Genomic DNA, 18,315 nt, shown 5'->3' with positions numbered 1-18,315 from the left:
ATAGTTTTGATGTGAGCACTAAAGCGAGGAGTATGCCAATATTTAACGTTTTGAAATTTATAGTTTTTATTTTTTTCTTGGTTTGGGAATTCCCATTTATGGGAATTTCAAATTAAAACTGGGAGTGAAAGCTTAAATTAGCTTTCTTCGATTTTGCCAACCTGTGAAAGTTGATTAAACAAAATGCCCGCTTGGGTGCGGTTATAAACATTAAGCTTGCGTAAAATCGCTGAAACATGCTGCTTGATAGTAGTTTCTTGAATCGACATTTCAAAAGCGATTTGTTTATTCAATAAACCGTCGGCAATCATCGCCAATACGCGATATTGCTGTGGTGTAAGCTTTTCAAGATTGCGAGCAAATTCGCTTTGTTCGTCGTTTATCACTACATCGGTTAAATCAACTTCGGGTGGTAGCCAAGTGTCGCCATTTAATACATGGCTAATTGCTTCACTGATGACATCTAAAGAAGATGACTTAGGAATATAGCCTGCAGCGCCAAGACTCATGGCTTGTTTGATTATGGCGGGGGTTTCATTGGCAGAGACCATAATCACTAAGATATCTGGGTAGTGATTTCGTAATTGCGAAAGGGCTTGTAGGCCATTTGCACCTGGAATAGTTAGGTCTAAGAATATCAGTTCAATTTCAGGATGTGCATTTAATAGTGCGAACAAGCCATCAATGTCACTTGTTTCTTTAATATGTTCTTCGGGCACTGATGTCGCGGCGGCTTGACGCAGTGCACTTCTAAATAACGGGTGATCATCGGCGATTATAGTGTTCACAGCTAAAGACATTCCCTCGATTCTCCAATGCGTTATGTTATAAGTGATTTTGCGCTTTGAAACAAGGTTTGCCTGAAGGGAAGTTTCAGACAAACCTTTCTCACACAAGGATTTAGGTTCTTTTTTAGAAACGGTAACCAACAGTGAAGGCAACAGTGCGAGGGTCGCCGTAGTAACCGATTAGCGTATTATCACCACCTAAACCAGGGGTGTATTTGCTCGTATCAGTTGGATCTGTTGGATCAGGTGCTACGAATTGGTAACCACCAATCATGTACTCTTCATCCGTTAAGTTTTTGCCGTAAAGACCAGCAGTCCAGTGACCGTCTGTGCTGTACCAAGTAATACCCATGTTAAAGATACCGTAAGCATCTTGAGTGAGTAGGCTATCTTCTTCGAATAGAGCGTAGTCGCCTCGGTGGTAGTAGTTACCATTTACTACAAAATCACCCATTTCTGTGTACATGCGATAGGTCGCACCTAGATTGAAGGTCAAATCTGGCGTGTTTGATACTGTGAAGCGATCTGATTTGTCGAATGCCTCACCTGTTTCAGGGTCGTAATCAATTACGTTATCAAAGCTACTGTCTATATAGCCGATTGATGCATCAAAGCTTAGTGATTCTGTGGCTACGTAGTTAAGTTCAAGTTCGATACCATCTGATGTTGACTCACCAATGTTACCTAAGCGTTGGTTTAGATCAGATGCACTGTCTCCCGGTAACACCGAAATATACTGACGGTCTTTATGATCAAGGGTGAACAAGGTTACGTTCGCACGTAAGTTATTATTCCACTCACTCTTCATACCGATTTCGAATGAATCAACGATTTCAGGTTTTGCTGCAGGCTCTGCGGTTGTTGCTCGCGGGTTGAAAGTACCTGACTTAAAGCCTTGCGCATAACTTGCAAAGAACATGATGTCGTTTGAATACTGATATTCAACACCAGCACGTGGTGTGAAGCGTGACCATTCTTCTTCATCATCTAGTACGGTTGGTACGAGTTGACCTTCTGGGCGAGTATAACCAGGGATCCAACCTGATTCTGGATATACAATGTCAAAAATTAGGCCGTTGTTAACAAGCGCCTCTTTTTTGTCTTTGGTGTAACGTGCACCCAATGTCATTGACCATTGATCATTAAAATCATAGCTACCTTGAATATACGCAGCTTTACTATTTGAGTTACTACAACCACTAACTTCACGAGTGAGGCCAGGAGCGCCTAAGCTTTGACCTAAGATACCTAAAATTGCCTCAAACTGGCCACATGATTCACCATCGTAATAGTAAAGGCCAGATACAAATTTGTAGTTATCACCTTGATGGTTTAGCTGTAATTCGTGAGTAGTTTGTTCATCATCGTAAATAGCGGGTACATCGAAAATCGGCAACGACGTATTATCAAAGTCGATATTAGTTGGTGAGTAGCTCTCTCGGCTTGAGCCTATGTATTTTATGCTCGTGCTGTCAGTCATATCCCAACGAGCAGTTAAGCTGTAGCCTTCTAGTTCAACTTTGTTCCATGTTGGTAAGCTGGTGTATGAGTCATACACACTGTCTGGAACTGGTGCATCTGTTAGTAGGCTAGGAAGTAAGCGGTAGCCACCTTTCGCGTTAGATTTATCTTCTGTTTTATCCCACGCAAAACGGAAAAATAGGTCATCAGTAGGCGTGTATTCTAAAGTAACACGAGCTGCGGTAACGTCTTTGTTGTAGTTTTCGCGGTCTTGGTTATCAAGAGCTGATGTTAAAAACTCACCAAAACCATCACGATTAAGTGTTGCAAAACCAAAACCTACATAGAGTTTTTCGTCAATAATTGGCAGTTGACCAGTAATTTTTAAATCTTTTTGGTTATAGCTACCTACAGTGCCTTGTATATTTAAAGTTGCATCACCGCTCATTTCTTTGGTGACGTATTTAATTGCACCACCAATGGTATTTTTACCGTAAAGCGTACCTTGTGGACCACGTAATACTTCGATTTGTTGCACATCAAGAAGGTCAAGCACCGCACCTTGTGGGCGAGCAAGATAGACATCATCAATATAGATACCAACACCCGGCTCATAACCCCACAATGGGTCTTGCTGACCTACACCACGAATAAACGCAGTAATTGTAGAGTTAGTACCACGGCTTGCTTGTAAGGTGGTATTTGGCGAGAACTGCTGAACTTCGGTCATAACGACGATACCGTTTTCTGCAAGCTCTTCAGCACCAACTGAAGTTACAGCAACAGGAACTTCTTGCAGGTTTTCAACGGTTTTACGCGCTGTTACCTGAATACGTTCTAGTTCCCCTTTTTTTGCTGCAGGTTCGGCTTGTTCTGCCGCTTGAGCACTGACACCTGCTAATGCAAGTGATACAGCCAGAGTAAGTGGCGCGACTTTTGGGTTAAGCTTTATCATGTTGTATTCCTTGTTATTGTTGTCATTAGTCTTATGGCCACTCTCGTTGATGTTGCCGAAGACTTAATAAGTTTGCCCGTGTCACCTGTCAGTTAATGTAGAAGATAGTTGCAAAAATTGAATTAGTACCATAGTGCTATACCCACCACAGCCCTTTATTTATCAAGCAATTAAGCTATTTTTAAAGCAGATAGTACCTTAGTGTTATGTATTTTTTAGGCGCTTAAGGTAAGACTGATAGCATTATTCCGATGTCACCTCATCTGTGTAATAACAATAATTATAGGAATGTCTATGCTGAGCATGATAGGACTGTTAGGCGGTTTAATACTGCTGATCATTTTAACGCTGCGTGGGGTAAATTTATTTATCGCCGCGCCAATCTGTGCGTTGTTAGTCGCACTTAGTAGTGGCATGGCCATTTTCCCTGTATCGGCAGATACAAACTTTATTAACGCCTATATGGATGGCTTTGCTGGTTTCTTAAGTGCGTGGTTCTTTATGTTCTTGCTGGGTTCTTTATTCGGTAAGTTCATGGAAGACACCGGTGCTGCAGACAGTGTTGCGAGCTATATTGTAGGCAAACTAGGTATGAAACACGCAGTTCTTGCGGTGGTGATCGCCTGTGCAGTTTTAACCTACGGCGGCGTGAGCGTCTTTATTGTTGCGTTTTCTGTTTACCCAATGGCATTAAGTTTGTTTAAAGATGCAAACTTACCGCGCCGCTTTATTCCAGCAACCCTGGCATTTGGCTCGGTGACCTTTACCATGACTTCGGCAGGCTCGCCAGAAATTCAAAACTGGATCCCGGTTAAGCACCTTGGCACGTCGCCATATGCAGCATGGGAAGTGAGCTTAGTGGTGGCCATTTTCATGGCAACAGTAGGTTATTTTTGGTTAAACAAGATGATCAAAAAAGCCGTTGCCAATGGTGAAACTTTTGAAGCTCGTGATGATGATCCTGTCATTATTGAGCGTCGTCGTCCGCACCCAATTACTGGTGTGATCCCGCTAATCGTGGTGTTACTTTTATCATTTACTCTACATGATGTACTGCAGCAAACAGCACTTATTGTAGCCTTGCTTGGTGGCGTATTGAGTATTGTGATTATCAACTTCAAGCATTTTCACGATATGGGAAATGCAATTAATGTTGGTACAACAGGCGCTTTAGTGGCAATCGGTAATACTGCAGCAGTGGTTGGTTTTGGAGCTGTAGCGAAAGTATCACCGGCATTTACCGCAGCAGTAGATGTGATGACTCATATGCCTGGGAATGAGCTGGTTGGCGCTGCAGTGGCAGTGAGTGTAATTGCTGGTTTAACGGGCTCTGCTTCTGGCGGGCAAGCTATTGCATTACCACTTGTAGCACCGGGTTATTTAGATATGGGAGTTAATCCTGAACAGCTGCACCGCGTGGTGGCAATTAGTTCTGGAGCTCTCGATACCTTGCCGCATAATGGCTATGTAGTGACAACAATACGCGCTATCTGTAAAGAAACGCATCAACGAGCGTATTGGTCAATGGCAGCACTTACTGCGGTCGTTCCGCTTATCGGTGTCGCATTGGCACTTGGACTCTTTATTTTCTTTTAAGGAACAGCAATGAAAACCAAATTAATAATTTTGCTATGGCTGGTTGTATTTAGTAGTACTGCGTTTGGCGCCGAAAACAAAGCCGAAACCATGCTAGTGGAAAAACAGCATTTTACGACAAAGGATTTTACCACTGTGTCTGGCGTGACCTTGGAGCAAGTGGATATTGGCTGGGAAAGTTACGGAAAACTAAACGCCAATAAAGATAACGTGATTTTAATTACTCATTATTTCTCTGGCACTTCTCATGCCGCAGGCAAATATAAAGCGGATGATGCCCTACCGGGTTATTGGGATGCGATTATCGGCCCAGGCAAAGCTATCGATACGAATAAATATTATGTGATTAGTTCAGATACGTTAGTGAATGCCAACTGGCATGATGAAAATGTAATCACCACAGGCCCTGCATCAACTAATCCTAAAACAGGCAAACCTTATGGTTTAGATTTTCCTGTGGTTACGATTACTGATTTTGTGAATGTGCAAAAGCGTTTACTTGAAAGCCTAGGTATCACTAAGTTACATGCTGTGATGGGCGCATCAATGGGGTCGTTTCAAGCACTTGAGTGGGCAACGCGTTACCCAGATAAAGTTGAGCGTTTAATTCATGTGATTGGCGCTGCAACGATGGATGCATGGACAGTCGCAGCACTTGAAAAATGGGCGTTACCAATTCGTTTAGATAAAAACTGGCAGCAAGGTAATTATTACGGCAAAGAGCGTCCGTTAGATGGCTTAGCGGCAACCATGCTTAATATTACGCAAGATGCGATGCATCCAATTATTTATAACGCGAGCTTTCCTGACTTTAACGTGCTTGATGAAGGCGCGTTAAAAGACATTCGTACCTTGCCTAAGTTAAACCAAGTACTAGCACAACGTGCAATGGCGCGTGCGAAAACCCAAGATGCAAATCATGTACTTTATTTGGTCCGGGCATCACAACTATTTACCGCTGGCATGCAAAGCGATTTAACAACTGCACTTAAAAATGTATCTGCCAAAACATTATTACTACCCGCAACGAACGACTTACTGCTTCGCCCTGAAAACATGCGCACCGTGTTTGACACCATGAAAGCAGCAGGTAAAGACGTTGAGATTTCAGAAATTGAAGGGGGCTGGGGACACCTTGATGGCATTTTCTCAATCGCCCCTAAAGCGCAGCTTATCAGTGAGTTTTTAGAGGAGTAGCCCGATGAGCAAAACAGTTTTAATTACTGGTGCAGCCAGTGGTATTGGTTTATATGTTGCCCAGCAACTAGCGATGCAAGGCCACACTATTATTGTCACTGATTTAAATCAGCAAGCTGCAAAACAGGCGGCAGCAGGTATTGTTGAGCAAGGTGGTAGCGCCGAAGGGTATGCACTTAATGTGGCAGATAGTGATGCAATAGAGCAGTTTTTCAATGAGCTTAATCAGCCGATTGATGTGCTTATTAATAATGCGGGTATTCAGCACGTTGCAAAGCTTGAAGATTTTCCGGCTGATAAGTGGCAGTTTTTACAGCAAGTTATGCTCGTTGGCCCGGCGATGATGACCAAAGCCGTGCTACCACGAATGCGTGAACAAGACTTTGGTCGCATCATTAATATTGGTTCAATCCACGCCATGGTGGCGTCCAAATATAAGTCAGCTTATATCGCTGCGAAGCATGGCTTAATCGGCTTTGCTAAAACTATGGCACTGGAAACTGGCGATGCCAATATCACTATTAACACTGTGTGCCCAGCGTATGTAAAAACGCCGCTAGTGGAGCAACAAATTGCCTCACAAGCAAAAGAGCACGGTATTTCAGAGCAACAAGTGATTGACACGATTATGCTGGCACCAATGCCGAAAAAAGCATTTATCGGTTTAGATGAGATCCTGCATACCGTTAGCTTTTTAATGGCCGATGCAGCACGCAATATTACCGCCCAAGCAATCGCCATTGATGGCGGTTGGACTGCACAATAGGAGGAGCCAATGGCAGGTTTTGATAAAGTAGTTACAAGTTACAGCGAAGCGATGGCAGGCCTTGAAGATGGCATGACAGTGATAGCGGGTGGTTTTGGTTTATGCGGTATTCCTGAGGGTCTGATTGCACAAATTAAACGTCAAGGCACCCGTGATTTAACTGTGGTATCGAATAACTGTGGCGTTGATGGTTTTGGTTTAGGTGTGCTGCTTGAAGACAAACAGATCAGCAAGATGGTTGCCTCTTACGTTGGTGAAAACGCACTATTTGAGCAGCAGCTATTAAATGGTGAACTTGAAGTTGAGCTAACACCGCAAGGCACTTTAGCTGAAAAAATGCGTGCTGGCGGGGCGGGCATCCCTGCATTTTATACCGCAACAGGGGTGGGGACCCCGGTAGCTGACGGTAAAGAAACCCGCAATATTAATGGTCGCGATTATTTATTAGAGCCAAGCATTACTGGCGATTTCGCGATAGTTAAAGCGTGGAAAGCAGATCGCTACGGTAACTGCATTTATCGTCATACGGCGATGAACTTTAATCCGATGGCAGCAACCGCAGGCAAAGTTACGGTTCTTGAAGTTGAAGAAATTGTTGAGCCAGGAGAGCTGGAGCCAAGCCAAATTCACACGCCGGGTATCTATATTGATCGGGTGATTAAGGGTGAATTTGAAAAGCGCATCGAGAAAGTTACCACTAAGCAAGAGAATCAATAAGGAGCACGCTGATGGCATTATCACGAGAACAAATCGCTAAACGCGTGGCGATGGAACTACAGGATGGTTACTACGTTAACTTGGGTATAGGTATTCCAACCTTGGTCGCTAATTATGTCCCTGATGGCATCGAAGTGATGCTGCAATCTGAAAATGGTTTACTCGGTATGGGGCCATACCCAAGTGCAGACCAAGTTGATGCCGATATGATCAACGCAGGTAAAGAAACGGTCACCGCTGCAACGGGAGCGGCTATTTTTAGCTCCGCAGAAAGCTTTGCCATGATCCGCGGCGGCCACGTTGATTTAACCGTGCTGGGTGCGTTTGAAGTGGACCAAAACGGCAATATTGCCAGTTGGATGATCCCGAAAAAGTTGGTTAAAGGAATGGGCGGTGCGATGGATTTAGTCGCCGGTGCTAAAAACATTATTTGCACCATGACCCATGCCAACAAGCATGGCGAATCAAAACTGCTGACCGAATGTAGTTTGCCGTTAACAGGTGTTGGTTGTATCAATAAAGTGATCACCGATTTGGCACTTTTAGAAATTAAAGACGGTGCATTTCATTTATTAGAGCGTGCCCCGGGTGTCTCGGTTGATGAGATTATTGCTAAGACACAGGGCAAGCTTATTGTCTCTGGCGACATTCCTGAGATGACTTTTAGCTAGTTTTACGACTTTAAGCCGTTAATTTGCCTAGAATTTATACTAAACCCCAATAATGTGCTTTTTGTTCATGACTTTTATGAACAAAAAGCCATTTATCACCATCAATGCAACTTACCCCCTAAACATTTCGTTAATCTATCGTTAACACTATGCTCCAAACCAGATCGCCATTTGCAGTAGGCCGATCAACGACAACAAATAATTATAATCTGGTGTGGAGTAATTCATGAAAGCAAGTAACACACAGCTCGCTTTAGCCTTTGTAGCGGCGTTAGCAAGTACATCAGCATTCGCACAAAGCGACACTGAACAATTACAGCAACAACTCGACGCACTTCAAAAAGAAGTGGACTCATTGAAAGCATCAAGTAGCTTTAACTTAGAGTTTGGCGGTCGCGTTCAACTTGACTACAACTACTTTGATGGTGCCTACAATGCCAATAATGAAGGTACAGGGGGGAGTGAATTCTTCCCTCGTCGTATCCGTACTTATGTTGAAAGTGAACATGGCAAGTGGGATCACAAACTACTACTCGAATTTGCTGAAGGCACGGCTGAAATCGTGTTAGCGCGTGTACGTTATGCATTCGACAACGGCTTAAAAGTAAAAGCCGGTAAAATCCGCGAAGATATGTCGCTCAATGCACTAACCAGTTCAAAACATATTAATACTATTGAGCGCAGCACCCTTGCTAATTCTTTCTCACCTTTCTTCCGTTGGGGTATCTCGGCTTATCAATACTTTAAAGACTCAGGTTTACGTTATGCCGTGGGTGTTTACAAGAACGATGCGTTTGGTGCCTCAGGCCACGACGAAGATGACAAACTGACATTGGCTGTAACAGGTCGCTTAACGTGGTCTAGTGCAGCACCAGGTGATGTGATTCATGTAGGTGCTTGGCACTCTTATCGTGATATGGGTGGTAATGATTTAAGCGCTCGTTTTGCCCGTGGTGAAGTGCGTGAAACCAATGTTCGCTTAGTGGATTACGCGGTCGGTGGTGAAACGGCTGCGCTTGATAGTATGTCGCAAAGCGGTCTTGAATTTGCCTACCAAGCGAATGCATTCACTCTAGAGGCTGAATATGCCAGCCGTTATCTCGATACGGTTGATAGCAGCAATGAACTTGATGGAGAGCGTTTTGATGGCTTTCATGTTTCGGCAAGTTATTTCTTAGGCGGTGAGCAGCGCCGTTACAAAGCAGGTTCAGCATTATTTGTGCAACCAAAAGGGATTAAAGATGCATGGGAGCTTGTTGCACGTGTGTCACAAATGAACGCCAGCAGCAAACAGCAAGGTACCGACGTAACCACTTACACAGTAGGCACATCATATTACCTAAGCAGCGATATCAAATTTATGGGCAACCTGATTTACAGCGATGTTGATGGTGCCGGTGCTTCTACGCTGGTAGGTGATGAAGATTCAGGTATGGGCATCAGTGCTCGTATGCAGTACTTATTTTAGGAGTCGTGCATTATGACTAAGTTTAAATCATTAAAAAGCTCTCTTTTAGCAGTTTCGTTATTAGTAACCAGCCCGCTAGCATTGGCAAACTTACACTTTTTGGTACCGGGTGGCCCTGGTGGCGGTTGGGATACCACAGCACGTGGTGTCGGTGAAGCAATGGTGAAAGCGGGCATTGAAGATAATGCATCGTTTCAGAATATGTCGGGCGGCGGCGGTGGCCGTGCGATTGCTTATTTGATTGAGTCGGGCACTAAAAAAGGCGATATGTTGATGGTTAACTCAACGCCTATCGTACTGCGCGCATTATCAGGAAAAATCCCTTACAGTTATCGCGATTTAACGCCAGTTGCCAGCATGATTGCTGATTATGGTGCGTTTGTTGTCCGTAATGACTCACCTTTTAAAACATGGCAAGACGTTATTGATGCAATGAAAAAAGACCCTGGCTCTGTAAAAGTAGCGGGTGGCTCAGCGCGCGGCAGCATGGATCACTTAGTAGCAGCACAAGCGGTGAAAGCAGCGGGTATTGATGGTCGTCGATTACGTTACATTCCTTACGATGCCGGTGGTAAAGCGAAAGCAGGTTTATTGTCGGGTGAGGTCAACTTACTTTCGACAGGCTTAAGTGAGGCACTCGAAGTCGCTAATGGCGGTCAGGCACGGATTTTAGCGGTGACTTCTGCAGATAAACTTCCTGATTACCCAGCAATTCCAACCTTAAAGTCGCTAGGTTACGACATGGAGTTCGTAAACTGGCGCGGCTTTTTTGCGACCCCAGATTTACCTGCAGATAAGCTAGCAGAGTACACAGAAAAGCTGCGTAAGCTGCAACAAACCCCTGAGTGGGAAGCGGTTCGTGCCCGTAATGGTTGGCTAAATCTGTTTCAAGAAAAAGACGCGTTTATTAAATCACTTGAGCAGCAAGAAGCGCAATTACGCGTTGTAATGAAAGAACTTGGTTTTATCCGAGGCTAAGGTTAGACAATGTTAAACCGTGAACTAATTGGACCAAGTTTATTCTTGGTCCTCTTTACCCTCTACGCCCTTGTGGCTTGGCAAATTCCACTTATGCCATTTGAAGAGTACGAAAGTGTTACTTCAGCAACCTTACCAAAAGTGTATGCAGTATTCGGTATCGTGGTGTGTGTACTTTCGATTGGTGCCAACTTATTAAAGCAGGCGCCTGCAGAAAAAGCAGAGCTACTCAGTAAAGGCAACTTACTACGTACCTTTGCACTGTTGGTTTTAATGGTTGCTTATAGCGCCATGCTTGAACCGTTTGGTTTTTTAATTGCCACCAGTGCATTTTTAATTGCTGGCTTTTTTATTATGGGTGAACGCCGTAAGAAGGTGTTGTTGTTTGCTTCAGTGCCTGTGGCCGTGGTTTTTTGGTTTTTAATGACACAAGTACTGGGCATCTACTTAGTACCTGGCAATCTGTGGAGTTAAGTTATGCTTGATGGAATTATGTTAGGTTTGTCGACCGTACTCGACTGGAACAACTTGTTATATGTGATTGTAGGCTGCTTTGTTGGCACGTTCATCGGTATGTTACCTGGTCTAGGTCCAATTACTGCGATTGCGTTGATGATCCCGATCACTTACAGCATCGGTGCTGATTCGGGCATGATTTTAATGGCCGGTGTTTACTACGGGGCTATATTTGGTGGCTCTACTTCTTCTATTTTGATTAATGCGCCGGGTGTGGCGGGGACGGTAGCGTCATCGTTTGATGGCTACCCGCTAGCAAAGCAAGGGAAGGCAGGTAAAGCCCTTGCGATTGCAGCTTATTCATCCTTTATAGGCGGTACGATTGGGGCCATTTTACTGATGGTGGCTGCGCCTTTATTAGCAAAAGTGTCATTAAGTTTCCAATCGCCTGATTATGTTGTACTGATGTTTTTAGGCTTAACGGCCATTGCCGCGTTCTCTAATAAAGGGCAATTTCTAAAAGCCATGATGATGACGGTATTTGGTTTAATGCTGGCAACAGTAGGGATTGATCCCTCTTCAGGTACCGAGCGCTTTACCTTTGGCCAAGCTGATTTATTAGATGGTATTAGCTTTTTATTAGTAGCAATGGCAACGTTCGCGTTGGCTGAAGCTCTGATTAATGTGGCACGCCCTGAAGCTGAACCAGATAAAAAAATTGATGATCCTGATACGCCAAAAATTGGCTCAACAAAACTGACTAAAGAAGAAGTAAAAGACATGGCTCCTGTGGTTGGCCGCTCATCTTTACTTGGCTTTATTGTCGGTGTTTTACCGGGCGCAGGGGCAACCATTGCCAGCTTTATGGCCTATGCCACTGAGCGGAACCTTGCTCCAAAGGCACTGAAAGATAAATTTGGTAAGGGCTCAATGCGTGGCTTAGCCGCACCTGAGTCTGCTAATAATGCTGCTTGTACGGGCTCATTTGTACCATTACTGACTTTAGGTATTCCGGGTTCGGGCACTACTGCGATTATGCTAGGTGCATTAATTGCCTACGGTATTCAGCCGGGTCCTATGCTAATGCAAGAAAATCCAAGTGTGTTTTGGGCGGTAATTGTCAGTATGTACTTTGGCAATATTGTACTGCTTATTTTGAATTTGCCGTTGATCCCGTATTTTGCCAAAGTGCTGGCAATGCCTAAATCTGTGCTGACAGTAATGATTTTATTCTTCAGCTTAATTGGCGTGTATTTAGTGTCATTTAACACCTTTGATTTATTTATGATGGTGGGCTTTGCGCTGGTGGCCTTGGTGCTTAGATTGTTAGCTTTCCCGATGGCGCCTTTATTACTTGGCTTTATCCTCGGTGATATGATTGAGCGAAATTTCCGCCGTGCGATGATGATTTCAGATGGCTCGCTGAGCTTTTTATGGGACCGCCCATTAACACTGAGTATTTTTGTGATTTCGATCTTAGTGTTGTTGTTCCCACTGAAAGACTATATTGTCCAACGTCGTAAAGACAAAGCAGCTACGCAAACAGGGCAACATGCGTAGTACAAGGCACTGATATGAGATACACCAATAAGCTAAACCCATTTCAGCATGTGGTTAAAAAACCAAAGCGCTTAGAAACGCGGCTCATCATTTGGGTTACCGGTCTATGTGTTTTACAGGCTGTGTTGTTTGGCGCTTTGGTGTATCAGATCACTGCAGAAAGCTTACATAACCACATGGGTGATAAAGCGCTTTCGCTAGCAACCAGTATTGCTTCACGAGATGACGTGCTAAACGCATTACAAACGAAGCAAGGGCTTAATGAGTTAAATAAGCAAATAGAGCATATTCGTGAACTAACCGCAGCTAGTTTTATTGTTATCGGTGATAGGAATACCCGTCGCATTGTTCACCCCGACTCTGACAAGCTGGGTAAACCTATGGTGGGTGGGGATAGTAAAGCGGCGCTACGTGGTGAGCGTTATGTGTCGATTGCAAAGGGGAGTTTGGGCGAGTCTATCCGTGGCAAAGTCCCTGTACTCTCAGAACAAGGCGAAGTCATCGGCTTGGTATCGGTTGGCTTTTTAGTACAATCAATTGAACCGCTCATTCGTGCTCGTAGTGCTGAAATCATGCTTTGGGGCTTGTTGTTAGTCGGTTTAAGTATTTTGGCTGCGGTGTATATCGGGCAACGGGTTCGTAATGCTATTTTTGGTTTACAACCTGACGAAATTGCAAGGCTGTTCTCAGAGCAAGATGCTATTTTGAATACTGTTCGTAGCGGCATTATCGCCCTCGATCCAGAAGGTAACGTGCGTAACTTAAACCAACGTGCTTGCGAAATCCTTGGTAAACCGATCAGCTGCATTCATCAGCCACTTAAGCTTGAAGATTTACTTCCTGAACATACTGAGTTTTTGATGCATAACCAACAGCGTCCGATTGTAGGTTTTGAATTATTTGCTGCAGATAAACGCATTGTGTTGTCGCGATATGCACTGCAAGTGCAAGATCAGGCTGATGGGATTTTATTGAGTATGCGCCCAGCGGATGAGCTTGAGTATTTATCGCAGCAATTAACTAAAGTGCAAGCTTTTGCTGAGCTATTACGAGTACAAACTCATGATTACTCAAACAAGCTAAACTTGATTGGTGCATTAATTCAAATGGGACAAACTGAGCAGGCTATTGAGTTAATTGGACAAGAAAGCAAGGGCTCGCAAGCACAGATCCATCATTTACTCGAAAGGATCCAAGATCCGGTACTTGCTGGGTTACTTGTTGGTAAATACCATAAAGCCCGTGAATTAAACGTAATACTTGAGCTTAATCCAGATAGCTTATTGGGATCAATCACCCGTAAAGATATGCTGGAACGGGTTGTCTCGATACTTGGCAATTTGATTGATAACGCAATTGAAGCCGCTATTCGAGCTAGCGATACACGTACCCCTAAGGTTCGTGTTACGGTTGATGAAACCAGTAAAACATTATTGTTTGATGTTGAAGACAGTGGTTTTGGTTTAGGCGATGACAAGGATGTGATATTTACACCACAATACAGTTCTAAGTCAGGGGCTGAGCATGGTATCGGCCTTTATTTAGTTAAAACCAACTTAGATTCGTGTCGTGGTAGTTTAGAAATAGGTGAGTCTGATCTGATGGGGGCACGCTTAAGTGTCTACATTCCAAAATAATAAAAAATGATCAGCCTATAAATAAAAGGTAAAGAACATGACTTACTCAGTTGTCATTGTTGAAGACGAAGTTGAAGTAGCCCAATTATTGGCGCAATACTTATTACTTCCTCATGGCGTTGCTGGCCAACAAGGGGCGCGGCAAACACTGCGTCAGGGGCAATATCAGGTTGTGGGTATTGCAGGCAATCTTGCCACTGCAAAAGCGCTATTATCGGCTATTAATGCCGATTTAATTTTGCTTGATATTCATTTACCCGATGGTAATGGCCTTGATTTACTTAATGAATTACGCCGCGAAGAAATGAAAAGCGAAGTAATGCTGTTAACCGCAGCAAAAGAAGTAGAAACACTGGAAAAAGCCATGCAGCTTGGTGCCTGTGACTTCTTAGTCAAACCATTAATGCTAAATCGCTTAGATCAAGCGCTAGCGCGATTTGAAGCAAGGCAGCAATGTTTGTCAGATGCCGATGAAGTAACCCAATCTATGGTCGATACTTTATTTGGATCGCAAGAACAGTTAAAAACGCCAGTAAGGCTACCAAAAGGGGTGGATCAGCTTACTTTGCAAAAGATCTTAAAAGCTTTTAAAGCGAATATTGGCACGGCTTTTACTGCTCAGCAAATGGGGGATTTAGTGGGCGTAAGCCGCTCAACAGCCCGTCGTTACCTCGAATACTTGCTTGAAGCTGAGCAAGTCAGTGCTGATCAGAGCTACGGAAGTATCGGGCGACCTGAGCGCTGTTATAAAATGACAAGCAGCTAATCGCATCATTTAATTGCCAAATCAGCTCTAAATTAGCGATTTTAGTAGCATAAACTCACTGTTCGGCACGTTAAAAAGTGCCGCTTATCCTGAGCATAGAAAAATTTTATAAAATTGATTGCATTTTAAGCGACTTCGATGGTGATGTTCGCTTTAAGTAATGCTATACTCCCGCCGAATAATTTTTCGACTTTATTAAGAGTAAAATAATGGCAGATTTATCGAAGTACAGAAATATTGGTATTTTCGCCCACGTTGACGCGGGTAAAACTACCACCACTGAGCGTATCCTTAAGCTTACGGGTAAAATTCATAAGACTGGTGAGGTACACGACGGTGAGTCTACTACTGACTTCATGGAACAAGAAGCTGAGCGCGGTATTACAATCCAATCAGCAGCTGTAACTTGTGAGTGGAAAGGCCACCGCTTAAACGTTATCGATACTCCGGGACACGTTGACTTCACAGTAGAAGTATACCGTTCACTTAAAGTACTAGACGGTGGTATCGGTGTATTCTGTGGTTCTGGTGGTGTTGAGCCGCAGTCAGAAACTAACTGGCGTTATGCGAACGAATCAGAAGTTGCACGTGTAATCTTCGTAAACAAATTAGACCGTATGGGTGCTGATTTCTACCGCGTTGTAGGTCAAGTTGAGAAAGTACTAGGTGCTAACCCACTAGTTATGACTTTACCAATCGGTATCGAAGACCAATTTTGTGGTGTTGTAGACGTACTTGAGAAAAAAGCATACGTTTGGGACGAGACTGGTCTTCCTGAAAACTACGAAGTACAAGACGTTCCAGCTGACATGGTAGACAAAGTTGATGAATACCATGAAATGCTTGTTGAGTCTGCTGTTGAGCAAGACGAAGACCTAATGATGGCTTACATGGAAGGTGAAGAGCCTTCTCTAGAAGACATCAAACGTTGTATCCGTAAAGGTACTCGTGATCTTGCGTTCTTCCCAACATACTGTGGTTCTGCATTCAAAAACAAAGGTATGCAGTTAGTACTAGACGCGGTTGTAGATTACCTACCTTCGCCTACAGAAGTTGACCCACAACCTCTAACTGATCCTGAAACAGGTGAGCCTACTGGTGAAGTAGCAACTGTTTCTGCAGATGAGCCACTTAAAGCGTTAGCGTTCAAAATCATGGACGACCGTTTCGGTGCACTTACGTTCATCCGTATCTACGCTGGTCGCATGAAGAAAGGTGACACAATCCTTAACTCAGCAACTGGTAAAACAGAGCGTATCGGCCGTATGGTTGAGATGCAAGCTGACGAGCGTAACGAACTTACTGAAGCACAAGCGGGTGACATCATCGCTGTTGTTGGTATGAAGAACGTTCAAACTGGTCACACTCTTTGTGATCCTAAGCACGAATGTACACTTGAAGCGATGATCTTCCCTGATCCAGTAATCTCAATCGCTGTTGCTCCTAAAGACAAAGGCGGTAACGAGAAGATGGGTATCGCGATCGGTAAGATGGTTGCAGAAGATCCTTCATTCCAAGTTGAAACTGACGAAGATTCAGGCGAAACCATCCTTAAAGGTATGGGTGAGCTTCACTTAGATATCAAAGTAGATATCCTTAAGCGTACTTACGGCGTAGACCTAGTTGTTGGTCAACCTCAGGTTGCTTACCGTGAAACTATCACGAAAGAAATCGAAGATAGCTACACGCATAAGAAACAATCTGGTGGTTCTGGTCAATTCGGTAAGATCGATTACCGCATCAAGCCAGGCGAGCAAAACTCAGGCTTCACGTTCTCTTCATCAGTTGTTGGTGGTAACGTACCTAAAGAATTCTGGCCTGCAGTTGAGAAAGGCTTCGCATCAATGATGCAAGAAGGTGTTCTAGCTGGCTTCCCAGTATTAGACGTTGAAGTTGAACTTTTCGACGGTGCTTTCCACGCAGTTGACTCATCAGCAATCGCGTTCGAAATCGCTGCTAAAGGCGCTTTCCGTCAGTCTATCCCTAAAGCGGGTGCACAACTTCTTGAGCCAATCATGAAAGTTGACGTATTCACTCCGGAAGACAACGTAGGTGACGTAATCGGTGACCTTAACCGTCGTCGTGGTATGATCAAAGACCAAGAAGCTGGCGCAATGGGCGTTCGCATCAAGGGTGATGTACCACTTTCTGAAATGTTCGGTTACATCGGCCACTTACGTACAATCACGTCAGGTCGTGGTCAGTTCTCTATGGAGTTCTCACACTACGCACCATGTCCTGCAAACGTTGCTGAAACAGTAATCGCTGCAGAAAAAGAGAAAAAAGCTGCTAAGTAATTAGCCTTTTAATTCTTTGAAAAAACCCGCACTAGTTGCGGGTTTTTTATATTCTAAAAAGATATTTAATTGATATAAACAAAACTATTCAATGTAAATGGTTGATTTTTGTTCAGTCCTTCTTATACCAACCCGCAATAATACTTAATCATTTTGAGGGATTAAACCTGTCGCTAACTGCGTTAAAAATTTCTCATTTAGAACAACTAAATAACGAAATTTTTGCCTTGTTATCAACGAGGTTTAATTGCCTCAAAATAGACTACTTAATTAAGCGGATTGGTATTAATTGTCGCAATCCAATAATCTCATTCTTTAGTATCTATATATCTCTAACATTAAGCTTAAAGTCTTGGTGTTGGTTTTTTAAGTGTTATTTTCATACAAAATTAATATTTCATAAAAGACTGTGTTTTTAGCAGGTTGCAATCCAAATATTGAAATGCACTTATAAAGTATTTTTATTCACTTGTGTACCTATTTTCAGCAATGTAGAATCGTGATAACAACCATTTTTAGTTATTTAGTATTAATTTTCTAAAGCTATCAAATTAAGATTTATATTTATGAAAATGATCAAGTTAAGTCCAAACTGGATTTTACAAGGAATCAAGATCGCGTTGGCTATGCTTATTGCATTAGTTGCCAACTCCTTTGGAACATCATTATTAATTATTATTTTGCCTGTATTACTTATATTTCTTGTGCTGAGCTATTTAGGGATGCGCTCTTTATATTGTTATAAGGCAGGGATATGTTACTCATTAGGCTTAGGAAAGCGTTATATAAATGCTGAGGACATTAAGGAAATTGAGTTTAAATCGGTGGCATTTTTGACTGTTTTTAGGGTTTTCCTTAAAAATGGCAAAGTATTAAGGTTTATTAATTGGCAAATTGATGAGCAGCAACAGGGCTCGATAACAGCACTTTACCAACCTGACAATAAAGAAGAACAAATCGCTTAACGATACAAATAAAATGGCCGCGAAAGCGGCCATTTAT

The 18,315-nt window shown here is 43.2% G+C and carries 15 protein-coding genes; 13 read left to right on the top strand and 2 right to left on the bottom strand.

The window, feature by feature from the left end; genetic code table 11:
- Positions 1-137: 137 nt before the first annotated feature.
- Together HCZ11_RS09080 and HCZ11_RS09075 are read right to left on the bottom strand one after the other, a co-directional pair.
- Entirely contained in the window at positions 138-800 is a 663-nt protein-coding gene (locus HCZ11_RS09080; RefSeq protein WP_130050227.1) for a response regulator transcription factor, read from the bottom strand.
- A 112-nt stretch (positions 801-912) separates the two neighbouring features.
- Complete coding sequence (locus HCZ11_RS09075; RefSeq protein ID WP_130050228.1) at positions 913-3,204, bottom strand: TonB-dependent receptor; 2,292 nt, start codon at positions 3,202-3,204, stop codon at positions 913-915.
- Positions 3,205-3,498: 294 nt separating this feature from the next.
- On the opposite strand from HCZ11_RS09075, the gene HCZ11_RS09070 reads away from it, so the two are divergent.
- The 13 genes from HCZ11_RS09070 (at position 3,499) to HCZ11_RS09010 (ending at position 18,278) form a co-directional block, all read left to right on the top strand.
- Entirely contained in the window at positions 3,499-4,800 is a 1,302-nt protein-coding gene (locus HCZ11_RS09070) for a GntP family permease (RefSeq protein WP_130050229.1), read from the top strand.
- 9 nt (positions 4,801-4,809) lie between these two features.
- Positions 4,810-5,997, top strand: coding sequence for a homoserine O-acetyltransferase (locus tag HCZ11_RS09065; RefSeq protein WP_167658249.1), 1,188 nt, complete (start codon positions 4,810-4,812; stop codon positions 5,995-5,997).
- Positions 5,998-6,001: 4 nt separating this feature from the next.
- Entirely contained in the window at positions 6,002-6,763 is a 762-nt protein-coding gene (locus tag HCZ11_RS09060; RefSeq protein WP_130050231.1) for a 3-hydroxybutyrate dehydrogenase, read from the top strand.
- Positions 6,764-6,772: 9 nt separating this feature from the next.
- Positions 6,773-7,480 (top strand): CoA transferase subunit A, encoded by a 708-nt coding sequence (locus HCZ11_RS09055; RefSeq protein WP_130050232.1) that lies wholly within the window; start codon positions 6,773-6,775, stop codon positions 7,478-7,480.
- 11 nt (positions 7,481-7,491) lie between these two features.
- On the top strand, positions 7,492-8,151 hold the full coding sequence (locus HCZ11_RS09050; RefSeq protein WP_130050233.1) for a 3-oxoacid CoA-transferase subunit B: 660 nt from the start codon (positions 7,492-7,494) through the stop codon (positions 8,149-8,151).
- 226 nt (positions 8,152-8,377) lie between these two features.
- Positions 8,378-9,619, top strand: a complete 1,242-nt coding sequence (locus HCZ11_RS09045) for an OprO/OprP family phosphate-selective porin (RefSeq protein ID WP_167658248.1) — start codon at positions 8,378-8,380, stop codon at positions 9,617-9,619.
- 12 nt (positions 9,620-9,631) lie between these two features.
- Positions 9,632-10,597 (top strand): tripartite tricarboxylate transporter substrate binding protein, encoded by a 966-nt coding sequence (locus HCZ11_RS09040; protein WP_130050235.1) that lies wholly within the window; start codon positions 9,632-9,634, stop codon positions 10,595-10,597.
- 9 nt (positions 10,598-10,606) lie between these two features.
- Positions 10,607-11,071 carry a tripartite tricarboxylate transporter TctB family protein gene (locus HCZ11_RS09035; protein ID WP_063700962.1) on the top strand — a complete coding sequence of 155 codons (465 nt, stop codon included), beginning with the start codon at positions 10,607-10,609 and terminating at the stop codon, positions 11,069-11,071.
- A gap of 3 nt (positions 11,072-11,074) precedes the next feature.
- Positions 11,075-12,613, top strand: a complete 1,539-nt coding sequence (locus HCZ11_RS09030; RefSeq protein ID WP_167658247.1) for a tripartite tricarboxylate transporter permease — start codon at positions 11,075-11,077, stop codon at positions 12,611-12,613.
- 14 nt (positions 12,614-12,627) lie between these two features.
- A complete protein-coding gene (locus tag HCZ11_RS09025; protein ID WP_130050237.1) occupies positions 12,628-14,250 on the top strand; it encodes a sensor histidine kinase in 1,623 nt (540 codons plus the stop codon).
- Between the two features lie 37 nt (positions 14,251-14,287).
- Positions 14,288-15,016, top strand: coding sequence for a response regulator (locus HCZ11_RS09020; RefSeq protein WP_166341214.1), 729 nt, complete (start codon positions 14,288-14,290; stop codon positions 15,014-15,016).
- Between the two features lie 209 nt (positions 15,017-15,225).
- A complete protein-coding gene (gene fusA / locus HCZ11_RS09015; RefSeq protein ID WP_130050239.1) occupies positions 15,226-17,313 on the top strand; it encodes an elongation factor G in 2,088 nt (695 codons plus the stop codon).
- A gap of 566 nt (positions 17,314-17,879) precedes the next feature.
- The gene (locus tag HCZ11_RS09010; RefSeq protein ID WP_130050241.1) at positions 17,880-18,278 is read left to right on the top strand and encodes a hypothetical protein; all 399 of its coding nucleotides are present in this window, start codon (positions 17,880-17,882) and stop codon (positions 18,276-18,278) included.
- The last annotated feature ends 37 nt before the right edge of the window (positions 18,279-18,315 follow it).

This window comes from Pseudoalteromonas sp. HF66 (genome assembly GCF_011806445.1).
GTDB classification, from domain to species: domain Bacteria; phylum Pseudomonadota; class Gammaproteobacteria; order Enterobacterales; family Alteromonadaceae; genus Pseudoalteromonas; species Pseudoalteromonas apostichopi.
This window is presented reverse-complemented; position numbering and strand designations above follow the sequence as displayed.

What these genes read in the sequence shown, in the direction of transcription:
- HCZ11_RS09060 (WP_130050231.1), top strand. Translation starts at nt 6,002, where the DNA reads ATGAGCAAAACAGTTTTAATTACTGGTGCAGCCAGTGGTATTGGTTTA.
- HCZ11_RS09045 (WP_167658248.1), top strand. Translation starts at nt 8,378, where the DNA reads ATGAAAGCAAGTAACACACAGCTCGCTTTAGCCTTTGTAGCGGCGTTA.
- HCZ11_RS09035 (WP_063700962.1), top strand. Translation starts at nt 10,607, where the DNA reads ATGTTAAACCGTGAACTAATTGGACCAAGTTTATTCTTGGTCCTCTTT.
- HCZ11_RS09050 (WP_130050233.1), top strand. Translation starts at nt 7,492, where the DNA reads ATGGCATTATCACGAGAACAAATCGCTAAACGCGTGGCGATGGAACTA.
- HCZ11_RS09075 (WP_130050228.1), bottom strand. Translation starts at nt 3,204, where the DNA reads ATGATAAAGCTTAACCCAAAAGTCGCGCCACTTACTCTGGCTGTATCA.
- HCZ11_RS09070 (WP_130050229.1), top strand. Translation starts at nt 3,499, where the DNA reads ATGCTGAGCATGATAGGACTGTTAGGCGGTTTAATACTGCTGATCATT.
- HCZ11_RS09080 (WP_130050227.1), bottom strand. Translation starts at nt 800, where the DNA reads ATGTCTTTAGCTGTGAACACTATAATCGCCGATGATCACCCGTTATTT.
- fusA (WP_130050239.1), top strand. Translation starts at nt 15,226, where the DNA reads ATGGCAGATTTATCGAAGTACAGAAATATTGGTATTTTCGCCCACGTT.
- HCZ11_RS09055 (WP_130050232.1), top strand. Translation starts at nt 6,773, where the DNA reads ATGGCAGGTTTTGATAAAGTAGTTACAAGTTACAGCGAAGCGATGGCA.
- HCZ11_RS09030 (WP_167658247.1), top strand. Translation starts at nt 11,075, where the DNA reads ATGCTTGATGGAATTATGTTAGGTTTGTCGACCGTACTCGACTGGAAC.
- HCZ11_RS09065 (WP_167658249.1), top strand. Translation starts at nt 4,810, where the DNA reads ATGAAAACCAAATTAATAATTTTGCTATGGCTGGTTGTATTTAGTAGT.
- HCZ11_RS09010 (WP_130050241.1), top strand. Translation starts at nt 17,880, where the DNA reads ATGAAAATGATCAAGTTAAGTCCAAACTGGATTTTACAAGGAATCAAG.
- HCZ11_RS09025 (WP_130050237.1), top strand. Translation starts at nt 12,628, where the DNA reads ATGAGATACACCAATAAGCTAAACCCATTTCAGCATGTGGTTAAAAAA.
- HCZ11_RS09020 (WP_166341214.1), top strand. Translation starts at nt 14,288, where the DNA reads ATGACTTACTCAGTTGTCATTGTTGAAGACGAAGTTGAAGTAGCCCAA.
- HCZ11_RS09040 (WP_130050235.1), top strand. Translation starts at nt 9,632, where the DNA reads ATGACTAAGTTTAAATCATTAAAAAGCTCTCTTTTAGCAGTTTCGTTA.